16 protein-coding genes are annotated in these 18,519 nt (G+C 64.8%); 8 read left to right on the plus strand and 8 right to left on the minus strand.

All coding sequences use genetic code 11. The features are described from left to right. Nucleotides 1-40 precede the first annotated feature (40 nt). From Q8S60_RS10780 to Q8S60_RS10795, 4 genes are read left to right on the plus strand one after another with little or no spacing between them, the layout of a single operon-like run. A complete protein-coding gene (locus Q8S60_RS10780) occupies nucleotides 41-199 on the plus strand; it encodes a hypothetical protein (RefSeq protein WP_305668548.1) in 159 nt (52 codons plus the stop codon). A gap of 26 nt (nucleotides 200-225) precedes the next feature. Then, nucleotides 226-471: a hypothetical protein gene (locus tag Q8S60_RS10785; protein ID WP_305668549.1), complete on the plus strand. Its 246-nt coding sequence runs from the start codon at nucleotides 226-228 to the stop codon at nucleotides 469-471. Beyond that, complete coding sequence (locus Q8S60_RS10790) at nucleotides 468-824, plus strand: hypothetical protein (RefSeq protein WP_305668550.1); 357 nt, start codon at nucleotides 468-470, stop codon at nucleotides 822-824. The genes Q8S60_RS10785 and Q8S60_RS10790 overlap by 4 nt, the downstream gene beginning before the upstream one ends. Continuing rightward, on the plus strand, nucleotides 821-1,075 hold the full coding sequence (locus tag Q8S60_RS10795) for a hypothetical protein (RefSeq protein WP_305668551.1): 255 nt from the start codon (nucleotides 821-823) through the stop codon (nucleotides 1,073-1,075). Before Q8S60_RS10790 ends, Q8S60_RS10795 begins: the two co-directional genes overlap by 4 nt. Here the strand turns inward: Q8S60_RS10795 and Q8S60_RS10800 are convergent. Further along, nucleotides 1,050-2,345, minus strand: coding sequence for a site-specific integrase (locus Q8S60_RS10800; RefSeq protein ID WP_305668552.1), 1,296 nt, complete (start codon nucleotides 2,343-2,345; stop codon nucleotides 1,050-1,052). The two genes, Q8S60_RS10795 and Q8S60_RS10800, sit on opposite strands and share 26 nt — an antisense overlap. Continuing rightward, nucleotides 2,342-2,605: a hypothetical protein gene (locus Q8S60_RS10805; RefSeq protein ID WP_305668553.1), complete on the minus strand. Its 264-nt coding sequence runs from the start codon at nucleotides 2,603-2,605 to the stop codon at nucleotides 2,342-2,344. Before Q8S60_RS10805 ends, Q8S60_RS10800 begins: the two co-directional genes overlap by 4 nt. Before the next feature lie 165 nt (nucleotides 2,606-2,770). Between Q8S60_RS10805 and Q8S60_RS10810 the strand changes: the two genes are divergently transcribed. The 4 genes from Q8S60_RS10810 to Q8S60_RS10825 all read left to right on the plus strand — a co-directional run bounded on the left by Q8S60_RS10810 (nucleotide 2,771) and on the right by Q8S60_RS10825 (nucleotide 9,055). Beyond that, nucleotides 2,771-3,175, plus strand: a complete 405-nt coding sequence (locus tag Q8S60_RS10810) for a thioesterase family protein (protein ID WP_305668554.1) — start codon at nucleotides 2,771-2,773, stop codon at nucleotides 3,173-3,175. A 399-nt stretch (nucleotides 3,176-3,574) separates the two neighbouring features. After that, nucleotides 3,575-5,905: an ATP-dependent helicase gene (locus Q8S60_RS10815; RefSeq protein WP_305276501.1), complete on the plus strand. Its 2,331-nt coding sequence runs from the start codon at nucleotides 3,575-3,577 to the stop codon at nucleotides 5,903-5,905. A 163-nt stretch (nucleotides 5,906-6,068) separates the two neighbouring features. Beyond that, entirely contained in the window at nucleotides 6,069-7,001 is a 933-nt protein-coding gene (locus Q8S60_RS10820; RefSeq protein ID WP_370867272.1) for a 50S ribosomal protein L11 methyltransferase, read from the plus strand. A gap of 239 nt (nucleotides 7,002-7,240) precedes the next feature. Beyond that, the gene (locus Q8S60_RS10825; protein WP_305276499.1) at nucleotides 7,241-9,055 is read left to right on the plus strand and encodes an aminopeptidase P family protein; all 1,815 of its coding nucleotides are present in this window, start codon (nucleotides 7,241-7,243) and stop codon (nucleotides 9,053-9,055) included. A 198-nt stretch (nucleotides 9,056-9,253) separates the two neighbouring features. Here the strand turns inward: Q8S60_RS10825 and Q8S60_RS10830 are convergent, their stop codons facing one another. From Q8S60_RS10830 to ftsZ, 6 genes are all read right to left on the minus strand, one after another. Beyond that, nucleotides 9,254-10,471 carry a GNAT family N-acetyltransferase gene (locus Q8S60_RS10830; RefSeq protein WP_305276498.1) on the minus strand — a complete coding sequence of 406 codons (1,218 nt, stop codon included), beginning with the start codon at nucleotides 10,469-10,471 and terminating at the stop codon, nucleotides 9,254-9,256. Between the two features lie 98 nt (nucleotides 10,472-10,569). After that, nucleotides 10,570-12,705 carry an NAD-dependent DNA ligase LigA gene (ligA, locus tag Q8S60_RS10835; protein WP_305276497.1) on the minus strand — a complete coding sequence of 712 codons (2,136 nt, stop codon included), beginning with the start codon at nucleotides 12,703-12,705 and terminating at the stop codon, nucleotides 10,570-10,572. A 10-nt stretch (nucleotides 12,706-12,715) separates the two neighbouring features. Beyond that, nucleotides 12,716-14,401: a DNA repair protein RecN gene (recN, locus tag Q8S60_RS10840; protein WP_305276496.1), complete on the minus strand. Its 1,686-nt coding sequence runs from the start codon at nucleotides 14,399-14,401 to the stop codon at nucleotides 12,716-12,718. 32 nt (nucleotides 14,402-14,433) lie between these two features. Beyond that, on the minus strand, nucleotides 14,434-15,309 hold the full coding sequence (locus Q8S60_RS10845) for an outer membrane protein assembly factor BamD (protein WP_305276495.1): 876 nt from the start codon (nucleotides 15,307-15,309) through the stop codon (nucleotides 14,434-14,436). A gap of 234 nt (nucleotides 15,310-15,543) precedes the next feature. Further along, nucleotides 15,544-16,512, minus strand: coding sequence for a UDP-3-O-acyl-N-acetylglucosamine deacetylase (gene lpxC, locus Q8S60_RS10850; RefSeq protein ID WP_370867274.1), 969 nt, complete (start codon nucleotides 16,510-16,512; stop codon nucleotides 15,544-15,546). A 240-nt stretch (nucleotides 16,513-16,752) separates the two neighbouring features. Continuing rightward, entirely contained in the window at nucleotides 16,753-18,423 is a 1,671-nt protein-coding gene (gene ftsZ / locus Q8S60_RS10855; protein WP_305276493.1) for a cell division protein FtsZ, read from the minus strand. Nucleotides 18,424-18,519: the final 96 nt, after the last annotated feature.

The following is an 18,519-nucleotide window of genomic DNA, read 5'->3' on the forward strand; positions in this document are numbered from 1 at the left end:
GCTAACGCCTGACGAATTGGTCGCGAGATGGAAGCATCGCGTGAACACGAAAACGCTCGCGAACTGGCGCTCCTTGGGGTCGGGGCCACGGTTCACGCGCATCGGAAACCGTATCCTTTATTCGCTTTCGGCCGTGATGGACTACGAGGAGCGGCGCGATTACGGCTCGACAAAGGACTACGGGAAAGAGAAGAATTAGAGGGTATTGTTCATCGGAGGACGGAGATGACCTTTTCCACCATAGCCGATCTAGAATCCGTCGTCGTCGGCGCGGTTTGCGTCGAGTTGCCGACGGCGACGGTCCACATTGTCCTCCCGTGTCGGGATAACGACTCCTACCGCGCGGCTTGCGCCGACGTTGAATATGGGCGGCCAGTTGGGATTCTCGTCAAGACGTTTCCGGGCCACCGAGAGATTGTCGCGGACTTGGACAAGCGTATCGCCGACGCTCGGGCGAGGCTCGCAGCATGAGATTTCCCAAGACACCAGTAATCGTCGACGTCGACGTAGCCCCCAGGCTGCCTCCGGTAACGGACGCACAGTTCGCCGAGGCGCTCAAGTTCCTGACCGACGGCTTTGTCGGAATGATGTACACCGATGACACAATGCGCCTCATCGAGCGAAGAATTGATGCGCTCGTCTCATCTTTCGACCGCTCAAGGGAATCTGATATGGCCTTCGCCACCAGGCAGAGCCTTGATGATGAATTTGGTCTCGACATATGGGTTGGCAGACGCGACGATCCGGAAATGCCGCATTGGGCGAATGCTAAGATCACCCCGCCGCCGGATGGACCCATCACCATACGAGGTGATCAGGAATGAGCCGTCGCAGAATCATAAAACGCGCGAAGATCAGGCGCAGCCGAAGGCTGAGATTATGGGCGTTGTTTCGTAAGTTCGAAGGCCTGCATTCGTATCAGCAGATGGAGATTCGGTGGGCGATTTATCCGTCCACCATCTCGTTCGAGGCGAGCGGTCCAATGACGCCGGAATTGACCGCCTTTGTGACAAAAATGCAGCTCGGTCACCAGGGGAGGATCGACACCCTCACCCAGCCGCCGCCGGCAGCTTGACGACGTCGGTATCAATCTCGCCGGCGATGATCTTGTCCATATAGGCAGCCCACACGTCCATCGCGGCGCGCTTCTCCGGCAGGTAGTCGTACCGGTCATAGTGCCGGCTTGAAATGTCGCCCTTGGCGGCATGGTTCTGCAGCCGATCGCGCATGTCCTTCGGAATACCAGCCTGCCCGGCCAGTGTCTTCCATGTGCGGCGGATGTCGCGCGGCGTGAACTTCTCAGCCCCCGTCGCCTCGACATATGCCTTGGTGCGCTGGTGCAACAGCGTCGCGGGAGCCGCTTCCGATAGTCTTTCGACCGCGGGAAAGTACAGCCCCTTCTTGTTTGGCGTCATCGAGTCGAGGAGGTTGAACGCCAGGTCGGTAAGCGGAACGGCGTGCGGCGCTCCGTTTTTGGTTTCGGTCCAGAACAACATCCGTTGCCGGCGATCGAACACGTCCGCCGAGATGCGCAGAATCTCCTCGCCTCGCTGACCGAGCGCGAGCTGGAGCATCAAAGGCTCGTTAGCCCGGCTATTCGCCCTCGTGTGATTCAGCCATTCCCAGAAATCACGGAACTGGCGAGGGCTCAGGAACCGGTTGCTGGTCCGTTTCGCGGCCGGGTCCGATGCGATAGGCAAAACCGGGTTCGCCTTGATGCCCCAGCGCGTCCCCACATGCTCGCCGGTGTAGCTGTGCTCGGATTTCATTCCCCACGCGAAGGCGGCCGAGACCCATGAGCGGATGATCGACGCCATGACCACGCTCCCTCGGCCGTGAACCTCGGCGAGATGACCAACGATGTCCTGAGGCCCGATTTCGGACGCCGGCCGCTGCCTTCCGATGGTATCTGCCACCGGCGTTGCTTTGGGCGACGTCAGCAATATCCGATCGGCGATCCCCGCCGAACGCTTTCCTTCCGAGCGCAGGCTGGCGACGTAAGCCGTGAACAGATCCTCAACGGTTCCATAGGCGTGCTTGTGGCTTGCCCGTGAGAGCCGTCCATCCGGCGACGCGCCAATGGATATGGCCGGCGCGAAATCCTCCCTGAAGGCCTTTCTGGCCTCGGCCAGACCCATCGTCGGGTAAGAGCCGATCTTTGTCATGCGGCGCTTGCCGATCCGGTAGTAGACGGCATACCACTCGGCAACGACCTTGTTCTTGAGCGCCCGAACCTGGAGCGAGAGTCGGCCCGAGCCGCGGTCTCCATCGTCCTTCAGTTCTATCGTCTTGCCGGTGTGTGGCGCCGACCGAACTGCCGCCTTGATTTGGGATTCAGTAATCATTGGGCATGCCCCACCGGAAGAACGACCTGCACCGAACCTGAGAACTCAGTGCCAGCGCGCCCGAGACCAATCAACCTCCCCCGCATTGAGATGACTTGGACGGGGTCCGATTCCGACACCCACATTCCAAGAAGGCGATGAATTTCGGCCTCGTCTTCTTTTATTTTTTCCTCGGTGGCGGCGTCGAGCCCACTGAGAAGAATTCCGGTGTCGCACAAAACTTTTGTTGGAAGCCGTTTGAATCGACCGTAAACCTGCATCGTTTCGTCCTCGTGCTGGCGGTAACGCTGGTGGTTTCCGCGTGGAAACGTCAGCCGTTTGTTCTCCCGATAATACCAAGACGCCTCAGAAAAGATGCATATAACGCAAGCACTTAACTGATTTTCCGGGAACTATCGGGAACAAGCGGGAACAACGTACAGATCATGGCCTATTACCATGTGCTGTTCGATGAATCGCTGGATGTGGCGTTCACCGGGCTCGGCATCGGCTGGGACTATACGAAGCAGGGCGAAGGCTCATGCTTCACGGCGGAGGTGCATGTCTGCTACCTGGACGAGCTGAAGGAAGGCGATCCCGTTCGCGTCACCTATCAACTGCTCGACGCGGACGCAAAACGCATCCATGTCTTCGGCCATATGTATCACGCGGAGAAGGGCTATCTCGCCGCGACGAGCGAGCAGATGTGCATTCACGTCGACATGAAGTCGCGCCGCGCTTCGCCCTTTCCCGACATGCAGATGGGAAGGATTGCGGACCTGATGAAGGCGCATGAGGGAATGCCGCGGCCGGAACAGGCAGGGCGGGTTATCGGGATCAAGCGGAAGTAGGAATTTCGCGCGACCGCTAAATATAAATGTCATCCCGGCGAAAGCCGGGATCCATGTGCTTTCAATTGCAGATGCGCCCTCGCCGTAAGGCCCATGGGCCCCGGCTTTCGCCGGGGTGACGCTGTTGGTTTGGGCTTTTGCAGAAGCTCTCTCTTCTACCCGATCTACCCCTCACCCGATCTGCGTTTCGATGAGGGCATCCGCGATTTGCGGTTTGCCGATCACGCCGAGGACGCCGGCTTCTTTTCCTTGATATTCCAACACGTTAGGTATTATGACCAGCGTAGCGCACGAGGCCCTCCGGCGCCGGGGCCGCATGGCAAAGCCCGGCCCCGCTCCCCATGTTATGCTGGCAGCGGGGATTCGCCACGGGCTCCCCGATTTCACACCGGATTTGTAATGACGAGTGACCCCTTCGATCTGGGGAATATCCCCGAGGAAACGACAGCCCGCTCCACCAGCCAGCAGGCCGTGGCCGGCATGCGCGCGCCCTATCTGGAGGGCTTGAACGCGGAGCAGCGCGAGGCCGTGGAGGCGCTGGATGGCCCTGTGCTGGTGCTCGCAGGCGCCGGCACCGGCAAGACGCGCGTGCTGACGACGCGGCTGGCGCATCTGCTGGCGACGCGAAAGGCCTGGCCCGGGCAGATCCTTGCCGTCACCTTCACCAACAAGGCGGCGCGCGAAATGCGCGACCGGATCGGCGCGCTGATCGGCGGCGTGGTGGAGGGCATGCAGTGGCTCGGCACCTTCCATGCGCTGGGCGCGAAGATATTGCGGCGGCACGCGGAACTGGCGGGGCTGCGCTCGGACTTCACCATTCTCGATGCCGACGACCAGATGCGGCTGATGAAGCAGATCATCGTGGCGGAAGGCATCGACGAGAAACGCTGGCCCGCGCGCCAGCTCGCCGCCCATATCGACGGCTGGAAGAACCGTGGCCTGACGCCGGACAAGGTGCCGGCGGGCGAAGCCCATGCCTTCGCGAACGGCAAGGGCGGCGAACTCTACGCGGCCTATCAGGCGCGATTGAAGGTGCTGAACGCGGCCGACTTCGGTGACCTGCTGCTGGAGGTGTTGCGCCTCTTCCAGGAGCACCCGGAAGTGCTGGCCGAGTATCAGGACCGCTTCAAATACATGCTGGTGGACGAGTATCAGGACACCAACGTGGCGCAATATCTGTGGCTCCGCCTGCTGGCGCAGAAGCACAGGAACATCTGCTGCGTCGGCGACGACGATCAGTCGATCTATGGCTGGCGCGGCGCGGAGGTGGACAACATTCTCCGTTTCGAAAAGGATTTTCCGGGTGCGAAGGTGATCCGCCTCGAACGCAACTACCGCTCGACCTCGAATATTCTGGGCGCGGCTTCCGGCCTCATCGCGGCGAACGAACAGCGGCTCGGCAAGACGCTCTGGACCGAAGCCAACGACAATGAGGGCGACCCGATCAAGATCGCTTCCTATTGGGACGGCGAGGAGGAAGCCCGCGCCATTGCCGAGGAAGTGGAACAGTTGCAGCGCAACGGGCACCTGCTGCGCGACATGGCGATCCTTGTGCGCGCCTCGTTCCAGATGCGCGAATTCGAAGACCGCTTCATCAATCTCGGTATCCCCTACCGCGTCGTCGGCGGCCCGCGCTTCTATGAGCGCGCCGAAATCCGCGATGCCAACGCCTATCTGCGCCTGATCGCTCAGGGCGACGACGACCTTGCCTTCGAGCGGATCGTGAACAAGCCGCGCCGGGGCCTCGGCGACGTGGCGCTGCAGACGATCCACCGGCTGGCGCGGGCGGAGGGCATATCGCTGTTCCGCGCCTCGAAGATGCTGATCGGCAGCGAGGAACTGAAGCCCGCCGCGCGGCGGGCGCTGGTCTCCTTCATCGAGCAGGTGGACCGCTGGCGCGCGCTGGTGCCCGGCATGCCGCATACGGAACTCGCGGAAATCGTTCTCGACGAGTCCGGCTATACCGAGATGTGGCAGAACGACAAATCGGCGGACGCGCCCGGCAAACTCGAAAACCTGAAGGAACTGATCCGCTCGATGGAGCATCACGAGACGCTGGCCGGCTATCTCGAACATATCTCGCTGGTAATGGAGATCGAGCAGAACGACACCGCCGACAAGATCAATCTGATGACGCTGCACAGCGCCAAGGGGCTTGAGTTCGAGACCGTGTTCCTGCCCGGCTGGGAAGAAGGGTTGTTCCCGCATCAGCGCTCGCTGGACGAGAACGGCCTTGCGGGACTCGAGGAGGAACGCCGCCTCGCCTATGTCGGCATCACGCGGGCGAAGCAACGCGCCTATATTTCCTTCGCCGCCAACCGGCGCATCCATGCGCTGTGGCAAAGTTCGATCCCGTCGCGCTTCGTGGACGAACTGCCGAAACATCATGTGCAGGTGACGGAAAGCGCGATGGCGGGCGCGAGCTACCAGAATTACGGCCAGAGCCGCTTCGCGCAGGACTTCGCGCAGAACAGCAATTATTCGAGCCCCGGCTGGCGGCGCGCGCAGGCGAATGCCGACATCCGCACCAAGCCGCCCGCCTATGAGGTCCATGCCGATCTCGTGGCGACGAGCGACCCCGCCGCCGAAAGCTACGGCAAGGGCGAGCGCGTCTTCCACGTGAAGTTCGGCTATGGCCATGTCACGGAAATCGACGGCAACAAGCTGACGGTGGACTTCGACAAGGCGGGGCGGAAGAAGGTGATCGACAGTTTTCTGGAGCGGGCGTGAGCGTGAGTGCCGCAAGCATGGCCTTCTCGCCAACCCAACCAGAAATTGTCATCCCGGCGAAAGCCGGGATCCATGAGCGGTTCGGCATACTCCCGTTGGTGGAGAGGCCCATGGACCCCGGCTTCCGCCGGGGTGACACATGTGTTTTGAGGGGCGCAAGAAATTGACCCCCCTCTGGAAAGCCGCCTTCATCGTGCCCTACGAAGCGGCGGAGACGTTCTCCGATGCGCTGGAAGCCGCAATCTGGCCCGAGGCGCTGGCCGTTTCGACGACCGAGGCCGAGCCCGGTTCCTCGCCGCTGGTGAAGACGGCGTCGGACTGGAACGAGGTCGAGGCGCACGGACTCTGGCGGGTCGAAGCTCTTTATGCGGAGGAACCGGAGAAGGAAACGCTGCGCGCGGCGATTGCCCATGCGGCGGAGGAAACCGGCATCGCCGTGCCGGATATCGCGATCGAGCCCATGCCGGAAGTGGACTGGGTGACGCGCTCGCTCGAAGGGCTGGACCCGGTGCGCGCCGGGCGCTTCTTCATCCATGGCAGCCACGACGCGGATAAAATTCCGGCAGGCGCGATCCCGATCCTTGTCGATGCGGCGCAGGCCTTCGGCACCGGCCATCACGAGACGACGGCGGGCTGCCTCGAATTCATTTCCGAACTGGTGCGGCCGGGCCGCCCGGTCAACGCGCTCGACATCGGCACCGGAACCGGCGTGCTCGCCATCGCCATCGCCAAGCTCGCCCGGGTGAACGTGCTCGCCTCCGACATCGATCCCGTTTCGGTGAAGGTCGCGCGAGAGAACGCGCGCAAGAACGGCGTCGGTCCCTTCGTCACGGCGGTGACGGCAAAAGGCTTCGGCCACCCTGCCCTCCACGCCCGCGCGCCTTACGGCCTCATCGTCGCGAACATCCTGGCGCGCCCCCTCGTCTCGCTGGCGCCCGCCTTCGCCGCGCATCTGAAGCCCGGCGGCACGCTGATCCTGTCGGGCCTTCTCGCCACGCAGGAGGCGATGGTGACGAGCGCGATGCGGATGCAGGGCCTGCGGCTGGTGGCACGCAAGCCGAAGGGCGATTGGGTGACGCTGCGAATGGCGCGGTAGTCGCACTTCCACCCTCCCCCTGTGGGAGGGTCAAAATTTGTGAGCGCAGCGAAGCAAATTTTGGGGAGGGGTCGCGGCGGAAATCGCAACTCCAATCAAAGACCATCTTCCGGGACAGCGCTGCATCCCCTCCCCAAACCGCTTGCAGCGGTTTGACCCTCCCACAGGGGGAGGGTGGCAGAGGTGTTCCCCTCTCTCACCCCATTGCCGCCTTCCCTGCCTGCCCTTACATTCAAGCCATGTTCCAGACTTTTGAAGACAAGGCCAATCCGGCTCTCGGGATCGAACGTGCGGCGAAGCTCCGCGAGGAGCTGAAGCGGCGCGGGCTCGACGGTTTCCTCATTCCCCGTGCCGACGAGCATCAGGGCGAATATGTGCCGCCCCATGCGGAACGGCTTCTCTGGCTGACCGGCTTCAACGGCTCGGCCGGCATGGCGATCGTGCTGATGGACCATGCCGCGATCTTCGTCGACGGGCGTTACACGCTGCAGGTGCGCAGCCAGGTGGACATGGACACCTTCGAGCCGAAGCACCTGATCGAGGAACCGCCCGCGCGCTGGATCGAGGAAAACCTGCCGAAAGGCGCAAAGCTCGCTTATGACCCGTGGCTGCACACCATCGATGCGGCGGCGCGCTACAGGAAGGCGGCGGAGAAGGCGGGCGGCCAATTGGTGGCAGTGGACACGAACCCGCTCGACGCCGTCTGGGCCGACCAGCCCGAGCCGCCGGTGGCGAAAGTCGTGCCCCACCCGCTCGACGTCGCGGGCGAGGCGGCGAGCGACAAGATCAAACGCATCGCGACGGCGCTGATGAGCGAGGACGCCGACGCCGTGGTGCTGACCATGCCGGATTCGATTGCATGGCTTTTCAACATTCGCGGCGCCGACGTGCCGCATACGCCGCTGCCGCTCTCCTTCGCGCTGCTGCATGAGGACGGCCATGCCGACCTCTTCATCGACGAGCGCAAGCTCGATGGCGAGGCGCGCGCGCATCTCGCCGGCATCGCGACGCTGCGCGGGCGGGACGAACTCGGCGACGCGCTCAACGCGCTCGGCCACGCGAAGAAGACTGTGCTGGTGGACCCTGCAACCTGCGCCGCATGGATCGACGCGCGGCTGAAGGCGGCGGGCGCCGAGGTGAAGCGGGGCACCGACCCGTGCGAATTGCCGAAAGCCTGCAAGAACGAAGCGGAAGTGAACGGCACCCGCGCCGCGCATCTGCGCGACGGACGCGCGCTGACGAAGTTCCTCGCCTGGCTTGGGCGCGAGGCGCCGAAGGGCGGCGTCGACGAGATCGCGGCGGCGAAGAAGCTCGAAGCCTTCCGCGCGGAGACGAACGAACTCCGCGACCTGAGCTTCGACACGATTTCCGGCGCTGGCGCGAACGGCGCCATCGTCCATTACCGCGTCACCGAGGGCACCAACATGCCCCTGAAGCCGGGCGAACTCTTCCTCGTCGATTCCGGCGCGCAATACCGGGACGGCACCACGGATGTGACGCGCACGGTCGCCATCGGCGCGGCGGGCGCGGAAGAGCGCGACCGCTTCACCCGCGTGCTGAAAGGCCATATCGGCATCGCCACCGCGCGCTTCCCCGAAGGCACGTCCGGCGCGCAGCTCGACGCCTTCGCGCGCATGGCGCTGTGGAAGTCGGGGCTCGACTACGACCACGGCACGGGCCATGGCGTCGGCTCCTATCTCTCGGTGCATGAGGGCCCGCAACGCATCTCCAGGATGGGCCACCAGCCGCTGAAGGCCGGCATGATCGTTTCCAACGAACCCGGCTACTACAAACCCGGCGGCTACGGCATCCGCATCGAAAACCTCTGCGTCGTGACGCCCCCCGCGCCCGTCGAGGGCGGCGAGCGCATGATGATGGGCTTCGAAACGCTGACGCTGGCGCCCATCGATCTCGCGCTGGTGGAGAAAGACCTGCTGACGGCGGAGGAAGTCGCCTGGCTCAACGCCTACCACGCCCGCGTCCGCGCGGCGCTGTCGCCGGGGCTGGATGCAGAGACGAAAGCCTGGCTGGAGACGGCGACGCGGGCGATTTGATTTTCTCTCTTCTCCACCCTCCCCCTGTGGGAGGGTCAAAATTTGCGAGCGTCAGCGAACAAATTTTGGGGAGGGGTTGCGGTAGAAATTGTTACTACAATCGGGGAACACTCTTCCGCAGCGACGCTGCATCCCCTCCCCAAACCGCTTGCAGCGGTTTGACCCTCCCACAGGGGGAGGGTGGAAAGATGAATGCGCTTATTTAACGCTGGAAAGCCGCAAGCCCTGCCTCACCTTCAGCGGCAGGCGCGCATAGATCGCCTTGGCGGCGGGGCGCGCCAGGGCGAAGGCGCAGGCCGTGTAGCCCCTCCATGACAACACCACGCCGTAGTCGCGCACCGCGACGCGGCGGTTCGACCAGGCGAGCTTGTAGTCGTCGGCGGGCGGCAGCGGATCGTATTCGCCGAGGCCGTCCTCGATGCAGGCGCGGATGGTGAGTTCCGTCGCAACGAAGCCGGGGCTCTGCTTCGCGAAGGCGGGCGAGAAGGCGCCCATATAGGCGTAGTGGCAGCCGCGCTGGCGGAAACCGACCTCGATGGCCGCCGTTTCGCCGCCGACCGAAAGATGCGTGACGACGAGGCCGGAGCCACCGCCATCCGCGGCGAGTTCCATCAGGCAGTTCTCGACGCGCCCATCGATGAAGGCGCGGCCGTAATGCCCGCGCCTTTCGAGCCACTGACGCTTGAAGGAGAATGCCGTCCGCATCAGCTCGACGGCACGCGGGCCGGGCTGGACGATCTCGAAGCCGACTTTGCCCTGCGCGCGGAGCTTCTTCATCCGCTTCGCATTGCGCTTCGCTTCCGGCCAGCCGGCCTCGATGAAATCGGCCGCCGTCTCATAGGCGGAATGATCGAGCGCGGGCGCTTCCGCCGCCGGGCCGAGCACGCGGCCCCGCCACGCCGCCCAGCGCGCAATGGCGCCGTCGGCGCGCACGCCGCGCAAATTCAGGAAATCGACATCGCCCCAGCCGGCGATTTCGAGAAACGCCGCCTCGATCCAGTCGTCCCGGCCGGGCGCATCCTCGGCAACCACATCGCCATATTGCCCGACGGGATCGCCCGCCCATGAGGCGACGCGGCCGAACGGCGTCGCGGATATGGCGAGCGGCCAGAGCAACACGAGCCTGCCCTGCCGGCGCACGGTGACGAGGCGAAGCTCCGTCCGCTCGTCGCAGAAATGCCGCGCCCAGACGAGATGAAAATCGCACGCCTGAAAGGCCGTCGCCGCGCCGCAGGCACGGGCCTCGAGCGCACGCCATTCATCCGTGAGCGCCCGCACCTCGCCGAAGCGCCGATGCGTATCGACATCGACGCCTTCGGCCGCATTTTTCCTCCTGCCACGGGACAGCAGCGCGCCAGCCGCATAGAGCAACTGGTCGAGAACGAGCGTCTCCTGAAGGAAAAGCGCGGCTTCCATCACACCCCCGATAGACCGGCGACCCGGCGGCGCCGGCGTTAACGGGTCATTATCCCGGGGAGATCGTTAAAATCGGCTAACCGTGAGGGCGAAAAGCGTCACGCGCCGGCCATTTCCATCCAGGCATCCTCGTCGATGACCTCGATGCCGAGTTCCGCCGCCTTGGCGAGCTTCGAGCCCGCGCCGGGCCCCGCCACGATGAGATCGGTCTTCGCCGAAACGCTGCCCGCCACCTTGGCGCCCATCTGCTCCGCCCGCGCCTTCGCCTCGGACCGCGTCATCCGTTCCAGCGAGCCGGTGAAGACGACCGTCTTGCCGGCGATGGGCGAACTCTTTTCCTGCTCGGGCAGCGGCACCGCCTTCACGCCCGCCTTCCGCAAGCCTTCGACAACCTCGCGGTTATGCGCTTCCGCGAAGAAATCGACGATCGATTCCGCCAGAACCTCGCCGACGCCGTCGATGGAGAGAAGCTCGCTCCACGCATCGCTCTCGCGGTCCGCCGCCGCGCGCATCTGCTCCTCGAAATGATCGAGCGTGCCGTAGCTCCGCGCCAACAGCCTCGCATTGGTCTCGCCGACATGGCGGATGCCGAGGGCGAAGATGAAACGGTCGAGCTCCACCTCGCGGCGCGTGTCGATGGCGTCGAAAAGTTTCCGCGCGGAAGTCGAGCCCCAGCCTTCGCGGTCCTTGAGCTTCTTGAGGCTTTTCGCGTCGCGCGCCTCCAGCGTGAAAATATCGTCGGGCCGCCTGATGAGCTCGTCCTCGTAGAAAGCCGCGATCTGCTTCTCGCCCAGTCCCTCGATGTCGAAGGCATTGCGCGATACGAAGTGACGCAGCCGCTCCACCGCCTGCGCCGGGCAGACGAGGCCGCCCGTGCAACGCGCCACCGCGTCGAGTTTGCCCGTCTTCGGGTTCGTCTCGCGCACCGCATGGCTGCCGCATTCCGGGCAAGTGTCGGGAAACACGAACTTCTTTTTCCCGCGCGGGCGATCCTCCACCACGCGCACGATCTGCGGGATGACGTCGCCGGCGCGCTGCACCACCACCGTGTCGCCGGGGCGGACGCCGAGCCGCTCGATCTCGTCGGCATTGTGGAGCGTCGCGTTCGAGACCACGACGCCGCCGACCGTCACCGGCGTCAGCCGCGCCACAGGCGTCAGCGCGCCGGTGCGGCCGACCTGGATCTCGATCTTTTCCAGCACGGTCATCGCCTGCTCGGCGGGAAACTTGTGCGCCAGCGCCCAGCGGGGCGAACGCGACACGAAGCCGAGGCGGTTCTGCCAGTCGAGCCGGTCCACCTTGTAGACGACACCGTCGATGTCGTAGCCGAGCGTCGCGCGGCGTTCCTCGATGTCGTGATAGAAATCGATCAGCGCTTCCACGCTGTCGCAGCGGCCGAACAACGGATTGACCGTGAAGCCCCATTTGCGGAAGGCCTCCATGACGCCCGACTGCGTCTCCGCCGGCATCTCCGACATTTCGCCCCATGTATAGGCGAAGAAACGGAGCGGCCTGCTCGCGGTGATCTTCGCGTCGAGCTGGCGGAGCGACCCCGCCGCCGCGTTGCGCGGGTTGGCGAAGACGGGCTTGCCCGCCTCGCGCTGCCGCTCGTTCAGCGCCGCGAAATCCTCGTGAGACATGTAGACTTCGCCACGCACCTCGACGACATCGGGAATGTCCTTCCCCTTCAGCGTCGCCGGAATATCGCCGATGGTCTTGAGGTTCGCCGTGACGTTCTCGCCCTCGCGGCCATCGCCGCGCGTGGCGCCCAGCACGAATTCGCCCTTCTCGTAGCGCAGCGCCGCCGACAGCCCGTCGATCTTCGGCTCCGCCGTGATGGGCAGGATGTCGTCTTCCTTCAGGTTGAGGAAGCGCCTGATGCGCAAGGCGAAGTCGCGCACGTCGTCATCGTCGAAGGCATTCGACAGCGACAGCATCGGCACGCGGTGCACGACCTTGCCGAAGCCGTCCGCCGGCTGTGCGCCGACGCGGTGGCTCGGACTGTCCTCGCGCACGAGTTCGGGATAGCGCGCCTCGATGGCATCGTTGCGGCGGCGCAGCGCGTCGTATTCCGCATCCGAAATGCGCGGCGCGTCCTTCTGGTAATAAAGCTTGTCGTGCTTTTCGATTTCGCCGGCGAGACGCGCGAGTTCCTCCGCCGCTTCCTCGAGCGTCAGATGTTCCGCTTCCTTCTGCGCCAGCGCCTCATCCGCGCTTTTCCGTTTCGCATTCATATCGTCTCACTCACGGATGACTACCGATCAGCCGGTCCGCGGCGGCGCGCGCCTCGTCCGTCACCGTCGCGCCTGCCAGCATACGCGCGATTTCCTCGCGCCGCGCGGGGGCATCGAGCGTTTCGACGCGCGTCGCGATCTTCGCGGCCTTCGCCTCGCCGCCCTTGGAAATGCGGAAGTGATGCTGCGCCCGCGCCGCCACCTGCGGCGAATGCGTGACGACGATCACCTGCGCGGCCTTCGCCAGTTCCGCGAGCCGCAGGCCGACGGCTTCCGCCACCGCGCCGCCGACGCCGGAATCCACTTCGTCGAAAATCAGCGTCGGCGCGCTGCCGCGCGAGGCGAGCGCCACTTTCAGCGCCAGCACGAAACGCGACAGCTCGCCGCCCGACGCGATCTTGATGAGCGGTCCGAGCGGCGCGCCCGGATTGGTCGAGATGAGGAAGGAGACGCGGTCGATGCCGTCCGGTCCGCCCTGCCCTCCGTTCTGGTTTTCCGGCAGCACATCGATCTGGGTCTTGAAGGTCGCCTTGTCGAGCTTCAGCGGCTTCAATTCCTTCATCACTTCCCGGTCGAGCTTCGCCGCCGCCTTCGCGCGCGAGGCGGACAGCGCCTTCGCGTGGAGGAGATAGGCCGCCGCCGCGTCGTCAGCCTCCTTGCGCAGCCTCGCCTGCGTCGCCTCGCCGCCTTCGATTTCTGCAAGCTGCCCGCGCAGCTTGTCCGCAAGCTCGGCGAGACTGTCGACCGCGACATTATGCTTTCGGCCCGCGGCCCGGAGCGCGAAGAGCCGCGTCTCCGCCTGTTCCAGACGGCGCGGATCGAACTCCAGAGCCCGCATCGCCAGCGCCACCTGGTCGCGCGCTTCCGCCGCCTCGTTCAGCGTGCGGTCGAGCGCGGCAATGGCGCCGTCGAGCCGTCCCGCCGCCTGCTCCGCCACGCGGGCGAGACGGCGCAGCGCCACGGTGAGCCGCGCGTCGAGCCCGCCATCGCCGGACAATGCCTCTTCCGCCTCGGCGAGATCGGCCGCGATCTTTTCCGAATGCATCATCAGCGTGCGCTCTTCGGCGAGCGCGGTTTCCTCGCCGGGCTCCGGCGCGAGCTCGTCCAGTTCGGCGACCACGTGGGTGAGATAGTCCTGCTCCGCCTTTGCCCGCGCGAGCATCGCTTCATGCGCGGCAAGCGCCTCCCGCGCCGCCGCCGCCGCCGCCCAGAGCCGCCGCGCCTTCGCGACATCCGCCTCGAGCCCGCCAAAGGCATCGAGGATCGCGCGGTGGCCGGAGGCGTCGAGCAGCCCGCGCTCGTCGTGCTGGCCATGCACTTCCACCAGCACATCGCCCAACTGCCGCAGCAGGCCGATGCTCACGGGCTGGTCGTTGACGAAGGCGCGCGAGCGGCCGTCGCGCGTCTGCACGCGGCGGAGAATGAGGTCGCCCTCGGCTTCGAGTTCGTTTTCGGTGAGAAGCGCCCGGGCCGGGTGCGCGGACGCAATGTCGAAGACGGCCGTGACGCTGCCCTGCTCCGCGCCCTGCCGCACAAGCCCGGCATCGGCGCGCGCGCCAAGCGCGAGGCCGAGCGCGTCGAGAAGGATCGACTTGCCCGCGCCCGTTTCGCCCGTGAGGGTGCACAGCCCCCTGTCGAGCGCCAGTTCAAGCCTGTCAATGAGAACGATATCGCGGATCGACAGCGCGGCGAGCATGAAACACGCCTTCTATGAAGAAGACCGAACGATCAGAAAACGGAATTCCATGCCTTGCTGATCCAGGAATCCTTGCTCTCCACCGGCTCCAGGCCCTGGCCGGCCAGCAACGCATAGCTGTCCTCGTACCAGTCGCTGCCGGGGAAATTGTAACCGAGGATCGCCGCCGCCGTCTGCGCTTCCGTCTTGATGCCGAGCGCGAGATAGGCTTCGGTCAGCCGCTCCAGCGCTTCCGGCGTATGCGTCGTCGTCTGATACTTTTCGATGACGATGCGGAAGCGGTTGATCGCGGCGATGTAGTCGTGGCGGTTGAGGTAGTAGCGGCCGATTTCCATTTCCTTGCCCGCAAGATGATCGAGCGTGAGATCGATCTTCAGGCGCGCATCGCGCGAATATTCGCTGGCGGGGAAACGCCGCGTCAGCTCATAGAACGAGTTGAGCGCATTCTCCGTCATCTTCTGGTCGCGGCCGACGTCGGAAATCCGCTCGTAGTAGCTGAGCCCGATCAGGTAATAGGCGTAAGGCACATCCTTGTTGCTCGGATGCAGCGAAATGAAGCGCTGCGCACCGAGGATCGCCTCGTCGTACTCGTTGATCTTGTAATGGGCATAGGCGCCCATCAGCATCGACCGCCGCGCCCATTCCGAATAGGGATGCTGGCGCTCCACCTCGTCGAACTCTTTCGCGGCAGGGTTGTATTTCCCCTCCTGCATGTAGTCCATGGCTCTGTTGTAGATCTGCTCGACCGGCCGTTCTTCGTAAGGCAGTTCGTCGTCCGACGAACAGCCCGCAAGCCCCGTAACGGCAAGCGCCAGCGCGCCCGCAAGGGCAGCGCGAATGAACGAAAACGAAGAAGCGTGACCACGTGAAGCGTGACGACGTCTTGTAGGCAGCCTGGCCTCACTCATGCGGGCAAAGTCCATTTCATGCGATGACCCGGCGGATTCCCGACCGAAAACGGTCCGAAACGTCGCCGACTCGCCGGCAAAGGGCCGACGGGAGCCTTTTTCTATCTCAATAAGCGGCGCGAAACCATAGCGGCCACGCCCCTCGCGCCGCAAGGCTCCACGGGAGCCCCGGACATGAAAAAGGCGCGGGCCCGAAAGCACGCGCCTTCCCCGGTGGGTAAGGACAGTAAACCCTTAATCGGCCGGAATGGCCACGAGTTCGGGACCGGAAGAAGCCGCCTCGGGCGCTTCCATGAAATCGACGACTTCCCAGGCCGAACGGTCGGCCATGAGCGCCCGCAGCACGCGGTTGTTCATGGCGTGCCCGGCGCGCGAGCCTTCGTAGCGGCCGATCAGCGGCCGGCCGGACAGGGCCAGGTCGCCCACGGCGTCCAGCACCTTGTGGCGCACGAATTCATCCTCGTAGCGCAGGCCCTCCTCGTTGAGGATACGGTCCTGGTCCACGACCACGGCATTTTCGAGCGAGCCGCCCTTGGCAAGCCCCGCCGCCCACATCGCCTCGATGTCGCGGCGCAGGCAGAAGGTGCGGGCATGCATGATGTCTTCGATGAAGAAGTCGTCATGCAGGTCGGCTTCGATCGCCTGGCGGCCGATCAGCGGATTGTCGAAATCGATCTCGAAGGAAACGCGGAAACCGTCGCCCGGCAGCAGCGCCGCGCGCTTCGCGCCGTCCTCGACGATGATGGGCTTCAGGATGCGGATCGCCTTGCGGGGCGCGTCCAGCTTCTCGATGCCCACGGCTTCGATCGCGTCGATGAAGACTTCTGAGCTGCCGTCCAGCACCGGCACTTCCGGGCCGTCGATCTCCACCAGCGCATTGTCGATGCCGAGCGCGGAGAAGGCGGACATGAGGTGTTCGACGGTGCTGACGGTGGTGCCCGCCGCGTTGCCGATGGCGGTGGAGAGCGTGGTGTCGACGACATGGTCGAAACGCGCCGGGATGTCGGAAACGTCCCGGCCCTGCGTCACGAGATCGGTGCGCCGGAAGATGATGCCCCGGTCCGCTTCGGCCGGATGCAGAACCATGTGGATCGCCGCGCCGCTGTGCAGGCCGACACCGTCGATCACGACGGGGCGCACGAGCGTCTTCTGCGGAAAGGCGATCGCGCGGATACGCCGTTCCCGCCGGACATTCTCCAGCATGATGGTTTCAAATTCTGATTTCTGCACTCTGAACACCCACGTACCCCCGAAACGAGACCGCCCCCTCTGGTCCGCCTCTTATGTAGCAGTGCCGTGAATCGGTCACAAATAACAGATTTTTACTGAATGTTACCGTTGGAAACAAATCGCAAGCTATTGATTTAAAAGAGAAACCCGCCCTTTCCGGATTGCTGTCCGGCAAGGGCGGGTTAATCGTGTTTTCAGGCCCCGGAAGGGGTCTCAGTTGGCCTGGCGGCGCAGGAAAGTCGGAATCTCGAGCTGCTCTTCCTCATAGGAGGGCTGCACGAGGCGGCTCTCGGTCGAGGAGGACAGGCTTTCCGGCGTCCGGGCCTCGGACTGGATCCGCGGCTCCGGCTTCGCGACACGCGTGGCGACCGTCGGTTCGCGGCGCTGCGGCTGCGGCGCGGGCGCCGGCTCCTCGTTCTCCTTGCGGCGGTTGCCGGTCAGGCGTTCGAAGAAGGTCGGACCCTTTTTCGGTGCGCGGGACTGCTGGACCGTCGCGGCCTTCTGACCGAGAAAGCCGGGGATGTCGGCCTTCTGCACCCGGTCGAGATCGCCCGGAATGCGCGGTGCCCTCGGCTCGGCGCGAACCGCATCGGCCCGCACCACCGGCGCTTCCACTTCCGCCCGCGCTGGCTGACGCCGGGGCTCGGGCTTGTGGATGATGACTTCAGCCTCATAGTCGTTCGGGTCGAACTGGCCGTTCGAGCGGGCCGCCGGAGCGGCCTCTGCCGTCTCGATGCCGAGTTCTGCCTGCTCCGTCGCCGGGGCAAGGCGTTCCTCGATCCGTTCCACCTGCGCCTGCACCGGATTGAGGGTGCGAACCGCCGGGAAGGTTGCCGCCGCGCTGCGGGCGGCGGGCGCACGGTCCTGCACCGCCCGTACCTGGGCGGGCTGGGTTTCGGGCCGCTGCATCTGGCCGGCTTCCGCTTCGATACCCGTCGCCACGACCGAGACGCGCATGCGGCCGTCGAGCGAGTTGTCGAAGGTGGAACCGACGATGATGTTGGCGTCCGGATCGACTTCGGAGCGGATACGGTTCGCCGCCTCGTCCACCTCATAAAGAGTGAGGTCCATGCCGCCCGTGATGTTGATGAGTACGCCCTTGGCGCCCTTCATCGACACTTCGTCGAGCAGCGGGTTGGAGATCGCGGCCTCGGCGGCCTCGATGGCGCGGTTTTCGCCGCTCGCCTCGCCCGTGCCCATCATGGCCTTGCCCATCTCGTTCATCACGGTACGAACGTCCGCGAAGTCGAGATTGATGAGGCCGGGCTTCATCATGAGGTCGGTGATGCCCGCCACGCCCGAATGCAGCACCTGATCGGCCATACCGAAAGCATCGGCGAAGGTCGTGTTCTCGTTCGCGACCCGGAACAGGTTTTGATTCGGGATGATGATGAGCGTGTCGACATATTGCTGCAGGTCGCGGATGCCCTCTTCCGCCAGCCGCATCCGGCGCGAGCCTTCGAACTGGAACGGCTTCGTCACCACGCCGACGGTGAGGATGCCGTTTTCGCGGGCCGCGCGGGCGATGACGGGCGCAGCGCCCGTGCCCGTGCCGCCGCCCATGCCGGCGGTGATGAAGACCATGTGAGCGCCCTGCAGGTGCTCCGCGATCTCATGCAGCGCCTCTTCGGCCGCCGCGCAACCGACTTCGGGGCGCGAACCGGCGCCGAGCCCCTCGGTGATCGACGCGCCGAGCTGGATGCGCCGGTCGGCGGAGGAAAGCGCGAGCGCCTGCGCGTCGGTATTCGCCACCACGAACTCGACGCCTTCGAGGCCCGCTTCGATCATGTTGTTGACCGCATTGCCGCCGGCGCCGCCAACGCCGAACACCGTGATGCGGGGCTTGAGTTCCTGTGCCTGCGGAACCGAAAGTTTGATGCTCATGTCTGCCTCCTGGGAGCGAATTGGAATAACGGGGTCGGTGTTGCCGCTTTTCGCGGCGGGGGTTCGGTGCCCCGTCTGCCGGGGGGGGCCTGCGAG

The organism is Parvibaculum sp. (genome assembly GCF_030694575.1).
Classification (GTDB): domain Bacteria; phylum Pseudomonadota; class Alphaproteobacteria; order Parvibaculales; family Parvibaculaceae; genus Parvibaculum.